The organism is Pelorhabdus sp. sgz311001, from assembly GCF_055901755.1.
The window spans coordinates 228,393-234,736 of the sequence record NZ_JBVXUT010000007.1; the positions used below are offsets into that span (position 1 = coordinate 228,393).

Sequence of the window (6,344 nt, forward strand, 5' to 3'; positions counted from 1 at the left end):
ATTATGCAGTTTATATAAATCTTTTTATTATTGCTAAATTATACTAGATTGATTACACTTTAGCAAGGAGGGGATTTTATGGAAAATGTAATTAAACTATATGATTCACTACACACCATGCCTGAACTAGGCTTTCAAGAGTATAAGACAGCGGCCTTTCTAGCTGACAAATTAAAACAAGCGGGTTTCGTTGTTACGGAAGGGATTAATCATACCACAGGACTCGTTGGTGAATATGACAGCGGCGTGCCTGGTCCCACTCTAGCCTTACGAGCCGACATGGATGCTTTAGGTCATAAAATCAACGGCGTCTTGTGTGCGATCCATAGCTGCGGTCATGATGCCCACTGCGCTATGGTGCTTGCTGCCGCCCAAGAGTTGATTCAAACCGACTCAATCCAACAAGGAAAGTTAAAAATCCTGTTTCAGCCAGCCGAAGAACTCGGTACAGGCGCTCTGGCCATGATCGAAGGCGGCGCTATTGATGATGTTGATATGATTTTAGGACTTCACTTACGGCCAATCGAAGATCTCACAATAAAGCAATCCGTCCCGGCTTTGTATCATGCCGCCTCAGAACGCCTTGAGGCCATATTTCACGGTGTCCCGGCCCATGGCTCACGGCCCCATCTGGGCGTCAATGCCCTTGATGCAGCAGCTGCCGCCATTATGGCTGTCAATGCCATCCACATGAATCCTGTTGAGTCTTACAGCATTAAAGCCACAAGGCTCAACTGCGATTCCGGCGTCACCAATGCGATTCCGCCCGAAGCAACAGTCACTTGGGACGTCCGTTCTGAGCGCAATGGCACAATGCAAGCGTTACTGGAAAAAGCCAAACAAGCCATTCACGCCGCCGCGGCTACAGTGGGGGCAACCGTCAGTGTAACAAACTACAATGGAATACCCGCCGCGGAGTATACAGATGATATGGTTGCACTCTTAGCAGAAGCCATTACTGCCGTTTATGGACCATCCGGACTTCACGAACCACTTAAAACAACGGGCGGCGAAGACTTTCACTTTTACATCAAGAAGAAACCGTCACTAAAAGCAGGCTACTTTGCCCTAGGCTGTGACTTGACGCCAGGGATTCATCATCCTGACATGACCTTTAAGAAAGAGGCCTTGCCGACAGGACAAGCCATTCTTGTCTATGCCGCTAGGAAAATACTCAAAAAAACTAAAGCTAGCGTTTAATCCCGCTGAAGTTACAAATAAGTAAAGAAGCCTCGCTGCAAGCGAGGCTTCTTTACTGGAATAAAAGGGATCGGTTAAGTTAAATTTTAATGCTTTTACTTTAACTATATTAAATTTAACACAAGATTTTTATTTCGTCAAATAAAAAGAGAGCTCACTAGAGCTCTCTTGATGTATATCCGATTTATTCTGCTGTAAACGGCAACAAAGCGATGTTTCTTGCCCGTTTAATGGCAATCGTCAACTGACGTTGATGTTTGGCGCAGTTGCCGGAAATACGGCGCGGTAAAATCTTGCCGCGTTCAGTCGTATAACGGCGTAGTCTGGGAACGTCTTTATAATCGATATGTTCGATTTTATCAACGCAGAAACTACAAACTTTTTTCTTCGGTTTTCTGCCTCTTTCGCGCTTCACGTGATAACCTCCCTTTTAAAATGGAATTTCCTCTTCAGGGAAGACTTCTTTGCCAAAGGAACTGGCGTCAATGGGTTTCGCACTTGAGCTAGGCGCCGGAGCACCACTAGCCTCATGGGAACCTTTTCGTTCTAAGAACTCCATATTTTGCGCAATGACTTCGGCAACACGCCGTTTTTGACCATCATTGCCCTCATAGGAGCGGATCGTTAAACGACCTTCAACGAGGATCCGTTGTCCTTTGGTTAGATTGTTGCCACAAATTTCGGCCAGTTTTTCCCATGCCACAATGGGTATAAAATCGGCCTCGCTTTGTCCTTGACCGGAATAGCGATTTACGGCAAGTGAAAAAGATGCCACTGCTTTGCCGGTTTGCGTATAACGCACTTCAGGATCTTGGGCAAGGCGACCAACTAGTATAACCTTATTCATGGTTTCATCTCCCTGGCCTGTAATTATTTCTCGTCTACTTTAACAACCATGTGCTTAAGAACTTCTTCAGTAATCTTAGCTACACGATCGAGTTCTTTAACAACTGCCGGCTCTGCATTGAACGTTGCCAATACATAGTAGCCGTCCATAACGTCTTTAATCTCATAAGCCAACCGTTTTTTACCCCAACGGTCGAGTTTTTCGATTTCACCACCATTGTTAGTGATGAGGTTTTCAAATTTAGCAATAACTGCATTTGTAGCCTCTTCTTCTAACACTTGGAAAATAAACACGACTTCGTACTTTCTCACGAAATCACCTCCTCCTTTGGACTAATGGCCCCGTGGCGGGGCAGGAAGGGTTTCTCGGCCTAAGCCAAAAAAAACCGATACTTGTCCTTGACTAATATAGTATAGATCATTCTTTTATCAAAAGCAAGCAAAAGCGCAAAAAGACTTACACATTAAACCTAAAATAGGTAACATCGCCATCTTGCATAATATATTCCTTGCCTTCGAGACGAACAAGGCCTTTTTCTTTCGCCGCCTGATTGGAGCCTGACGCCATAAGATCAGAGAAAGAGACGATTTCAGCGCGAATAAAACCCCGCTCGATATCAGTATGAATTTTTCCGGCCGCTTGCGGCGCTTTCGTATCACGCCGAATCGTCCAGGCTCTAACTTCTTGTTCACCGGCCGTAAAGAAAGTCATGAGACCAAGGAGAGAATAGCTTGCTTTAATGAGCTTATCAAGACCAGACTCTGTAAGTCCTAAGTCCGCTAAAAACATCCGAGCTTCCTCATCATCCAGTTCAGCAATTTCTGATTCGATCTTAGCGCAAACGGCAATTACAGCCGCCTGCTCCCCTTCGGCGTATTCTTTTACTTTCAAATAATTAGCATTGCTTTCCGGCTCAGCCACTTCGTCTTCGCCTAAGTTCGCTACAAACAAGGCTGGTTTTAATGTCAGAAGCGTCAATTCCTTTAAAGCGGCTATTTCATCTTCCGTCAGACCAATCCGTCTAGCCGGTTGGGCCTCTTCGAGGGAAGCTTTTACTTTATTCAAAAGATCCAGCTCTTCTTGCGCTTTTTTCTTATCGGCGCTTTTGAGCATTTTGCCAAGACGTTCCATCCGTTTTTCCACGGTTTCCAAATCAGCTAAGCAAAGCTCTGTATTAATAATTTCAATATCTCGAAGCGGATCAAGGCCGCCTTCCACGTGGGTTACATTTTCGTCGGCAAAGCAACGAACGACTTGCGCTACCGCATCAACTTCCCGAATATGGGCAAGAAATTTATTGCCGAGACCTTCACCAGTCGAAGCGCCTTTAACAAGGCCGGCAATATCAACAAATCGCATAGCCGTAGGTGTCGTTTTTTTCGGTTTAAACATGGTTTCCAAACGAGTCAACCGTTCATCAGGCACTTCTACTACGCCCACATTCGGCTCAATCGTGCAAAAAGGATAATTAGCCGCCTCGGCGCCTGCTTTGGTAATCGCATTAAATAAAGTACTCTTGCCCACATTAGGCAAACCGACAATACCGACTTCTAAATTTGTACTCATCAAATAGTTCCACCTTTATCTTCAAAATCTATAAAGCTATCATAGCACAGAAAAATGCCAGGGAAAAGCCTCTCTTCTCCCCAGCGAATCAGTCCGTCTAAATCATTTGGAATCGGTCGCTCCGGCTTTTCTAAGTATAGTCTTTACGGCCTTTTCAAATTTCACGCGCGGCACCATAACCTTTCGACCGCAAGTCAAGCAGGTAATGCCAAAATCAATTCCGGTTCGATAAATCTCCCACTCACTGCCGCCGCAGGGGTGAGTTTTTTTCATTTTCACTACATCGCCTACATCATAGCGTACAATCATCTACTTCTTCTCCTTTACTGCCTCAGGCCCAAAAAACTGCGGACGAGGAATTTCTGCCGCTTCAAATGCCTGCTTGATTTTATAACGCAGCAGCGTCTCAACTTTTCCTTGCTGTAGCGGTACTGTCTGCGCGAGTATTTTAATGACGAGATTCATTTCCTTAAGTTCCACGACGCCAAGAACCTGCGGCAAAGCCAAAACTACATCAAGTTCTTCTTTTACATCGTGGCATATCTGATCCAGCAGAGAAAAAACTTGATCAAGATCCGCTTCATAGCTGACAGGTACAAGAACGACCGCCAACGTATGCCCTCTGGTATGATTACTCACAAGCTGAATTGTGCCATTGGGGATAATATGCAAAATGCCGTTCGCATCACGCAGTTTTGTTACGCGAAAGCCCACTTCCTCAACCGTTCCCGCTAAGGAGCCACAGGCAATATAATCGCCTACGGAATATTGATCTTCTAAAATGATGAAAAAACCAGTGATGGCATCTTTCACCAAACTTTGTGCGCCAAAACCGACAGCAAGCCCCAAAATCCCAGCGCCAGCTAAAATAGATGTTGTATCAATCTGAAATTCGTGGAGTACGGAAATCCCGGCAAAAAAATAAACGGAATAGCGAATAATACTCTTTAATAGCGCTGTGAGCGTTTTTGCCCGCCGTTCTTCCAAGTAAAAAAAAGTGCTCCCTGGTTTCGGCATAAACAAATGGTCGACGACCACGCCAATAAATCGCAAAGAAAAAACGGTAATGATTACAATGAGGGCCAGCCGGAACAAATGGCTGCCAATGTCTAACAGTACACTTGCCGATATAATATCGCTCACTTTACCCTCCCTTATACATAGCAGCCTATGGCTTCTCCTAAGTTGCTATTATTAGAAAAAACATCTTATGCTTATTACCACTTAGAGTAGGCAAATTCCTGCTTACCGCCTAAAGCGCCGTCCTAATCTTGCAGTTTTTCTCATATAGTAAACCAGAAGGGAGGAGATGATTTTGGCTAACCTTTCCCAGGAAATTATTACAACCATTATGGCTGACATTAACGCTGTTATGCCAAATTATCAAGTTCTCGTCGCTTCCCAAAGGCTGCTCGTTGGCGCCGCTGAGGAAATTCAGCGAACACCTGGCGTACCAAAAGAGGTCTTTGAACGAGCCGTTCTGCGCATGGATAACGCCGGTACGTTGATTGATATTTTTCTCGATCTACTATTGTGCAAAATTTCCTTTACCAGCGACTTTCTTGGCGTAACCTGTGCGCCTGTCGACTTATTTCGAATTCTGGCAAATCGCAATATGGCGGTAGATACGCCTTACCATACAGGAGAACAAATTTTACAGCTTGAGCTCTTGCGCCGTCTGCTTGATCAAGTTCGCTGCTCCTGCGTCCCTGATGAACCAGGGCCGGAACCTTCTCTAGAAGGCATTTTAACACCCAAAAATCCTGTCAAAACCAAAACGGCAGCAGCCCCGCCGCCCACAACGATGACACCACCGCCGTCGACTCTCAGAAAAACTCCAGCCGAAAAAGAAGCCGAAACTGATACACGGTTAGATCCATCTTTGGCTCAAAAAAGTTCAGCCCAAGCTGAACCATCGGTAGAGCCTTCCTTAGCCTCCCAAGATCCAGTCAACTCCGATACTCCGATAGATCCGCTCATCCCACGGAAATCGCCAACTCAATCTGATCCAGATCCCGCCTCAATAGCAAGCAACGCTGACCTTCCCCACTCACGCACCGTAAAGTCTCAAAGAGCAATCTGGCACTTTCCTGAAACTAAAAAAAATAGACGGCCCAAGGCTTAGCCTTCCCGTCTATCCTTTCCATCTTCCACTGGCGGCAAAGGACAAGCCCCAATGCCATCGTGGTAGTCGCAAGGCTCTGTATGAATAATCACATCACATAAGCCAAAGCTTTGCTTTATTTCTTGCTCCAGCATATCACATACAGCATGGGCCTTATCAAGATGCATATTCTTATTTAATATGATATGGACATCAATCAGTCGATAGCTGCCGCTGCGTCGTGTTCGTAGCCGATGAAAAGCAATGACCTCTGGATGGCTGCAAATGATTTGCTCAATATTGGCTTCCTCGCAAGCCGGTAAACTTACATCAGTTAATTGATACATACTCTGTTTCGTCATTTTATAACCCGCCCGAAATACAATAAGCGCTACAAACAGAGCTATAGCCGGATCGATAAAATGCCAGCCAGTAAGTTCCATTAAAACTAAACCGACGAGAACGCCAATGGACGTCCAAATATCAGCGCGCAAATGAACCACATCGGCTTCGAGCGCTGCTGATTCGGTTTCTTTCGCTACTTTCAGCAAGCGACCCGTTACGAAAAAATTTACGATGATCGAAAGCGCCATAACAGCAATGCCATAAGGCAAATTTTCCGGTGGC

General features: G+C 45.3%; 9 protein-coding genes. 2 read left to right on the forward strand and 7 right to left on the reverse strand.

Going from position 1 to position 6,344, the window contains the following annotated elements; genetic code table 11:
* The first annotated feature begins 78 nt into the window (after positions 1-78).
* On the forward strand, positions 79-1,200 hold the full coding sequence (locus tag AC0MXB_RS17100) for an amidohydrolase (protein WP_474040932.1): 1,122 nt from the start codon (positions 79-81) through the stop codon (positions 1,198-1,200).
* A 184-nt stretch (positions 1,201-1,384) separates the two neighbouring features.
* Here AC0MXB_RS17100 and rpsR read toward each other — a convergent pair whose 3' ends face one another.
* The 6 genes from rpsR to AC0MXB_RS17130 form a co-directional block, all read right to left on the reverse strand.
* The gene (rpsR, locus tag AC0MXB_RS17105) at positions 1,385-1,615 is read right to left on the reverse strand and encodes a 30S ribosomal protein S18 (RefSeq protein WP_474040933.1); all 231 of its coding nucleotides are present in this window, start codon (positions 1,613-1,615) and stop codon (positions 1,385-1,387) included.
* A 15-nt stretch (positions 1,616-1,630) separates the two neighbouring features.
* A complete protein-coding gene (locus tag AC0MXB_RS17110) occupies positions 1,631-2,047 on the reverse strand; it encodes a single-stranded DNA-binding protein (protein WP_474040934.1) in 417 nt (138 codons plus the stop codon).
* Positions 2,048-2,070: 23 nt separating this feature from the next.
* Positions 2,071-2,358: a 30S ribosomal protein S6 gene (gene rpsF, locus AC0MXB_RS17115; RefSeq protein WP_474040935.1), complete on the reverse strand. Its 288-nt coding sequence runs from the start codon at positions 2,356-2,358 to the stop codon at positions 2,071-2,073.
* Positions 2,359-2,503: 145 nt separating this feature from the next.
* Positions 2,504-3,613 (reverse strand): redox-regulated ATPase YchF, encoded by a 1,110-nt coding sequence (gene ychF, locus AC0MXB_RS17120; protein ID WP_474040936.1) that lies wholly within the window; start codon positions 3,611-3,613, stop codon positions 2,504-2,506.
* Between the two features lie 102 nt (positions 3,614-3,715).
* Complete coding sequence (locus tag AC0MXB_RS17125) at positions 3,716-3,922, reverse strand: DUF951 domain-containing protein (RefSeq protein WP_474040937.1); 207 nt, start codon at positions 3,920-3,922, stop codon at positions 3,716-3,718.
* Positions 3,923-4,756, reverse strand: a complete 834-nt coding sequence (locus AC0MXB_RS17130) for a mechanosensitive ion channel family protein (RefSeq protein WP_474040938.1) — start codon at positions 4,754-4,756, stop codon at positions 3,923-3,925.
* Between the two features lie 172 nt (positions 4,757-4,928).
* On the opposite strand from AC0MXB_RS17130, the gene AC0MXB_RS17135 reads away from it, so the two are divergent.
* Positions 4,929-5,738: a hypothetical protein gene (locus AC0MXB_RS17135; protein ID WP_474040939.1), complete on the forward strand. Its 810-nt coding sequence runs from the start codon at positions 4,929-4,931 to the stop codon at positions 5,736-5,738.
* On the opposite strand, the gene AC0MXB_RS17140 is transcribed toward AC0MXB_RS17135, so the two are convergent.
* Positions 5,735-6,344 (reverse strand): cation diffusion facilitator family transporter (locus AC0MXB_RS17140; protein WP_474040940.1); only part of this gene is annotated, 610 nt, incomplete at its 5' end. The two genes, AC0MXB_RS17135 and AC0MXB_RS17140, sit on opposite strands and share 4 nt — an antisense overlap.

What these genes read in the sequence shown, in the direction of transcription:
- AC0MXB_RS17100 (WP_474040932.1), top strand. Translation starts at nt 79, where the DNA reads ATGGAAAATGTAATTAAACTATATGATTCACTACACACCATGCCTGAA.
- AC0MXB_RS17110 (WP_474040934.1), bottom strand. Translation starts at nt 2,047, where the DNA reads ATGAATAAGGTTATACTAGTTGGTCGCCTTGCCCAAGATCCTGAAGTG.
- ychF (WP_474040936.1), bottom strand. Translation starts at nt 3,613, where the DNA reads ATGAGTACAAATTTAGAAGTCGGTATTGTCGGTTTGCCTAATGTGGGC.
- AC0MXB_RS17125 (WP_474040937.1), bottom strand. Translation starts at nt 3,922, where the DNA reads ATGATTGTACGCTATGATGTAGGCGATGTAGTGAAAATGAAAAAAACT.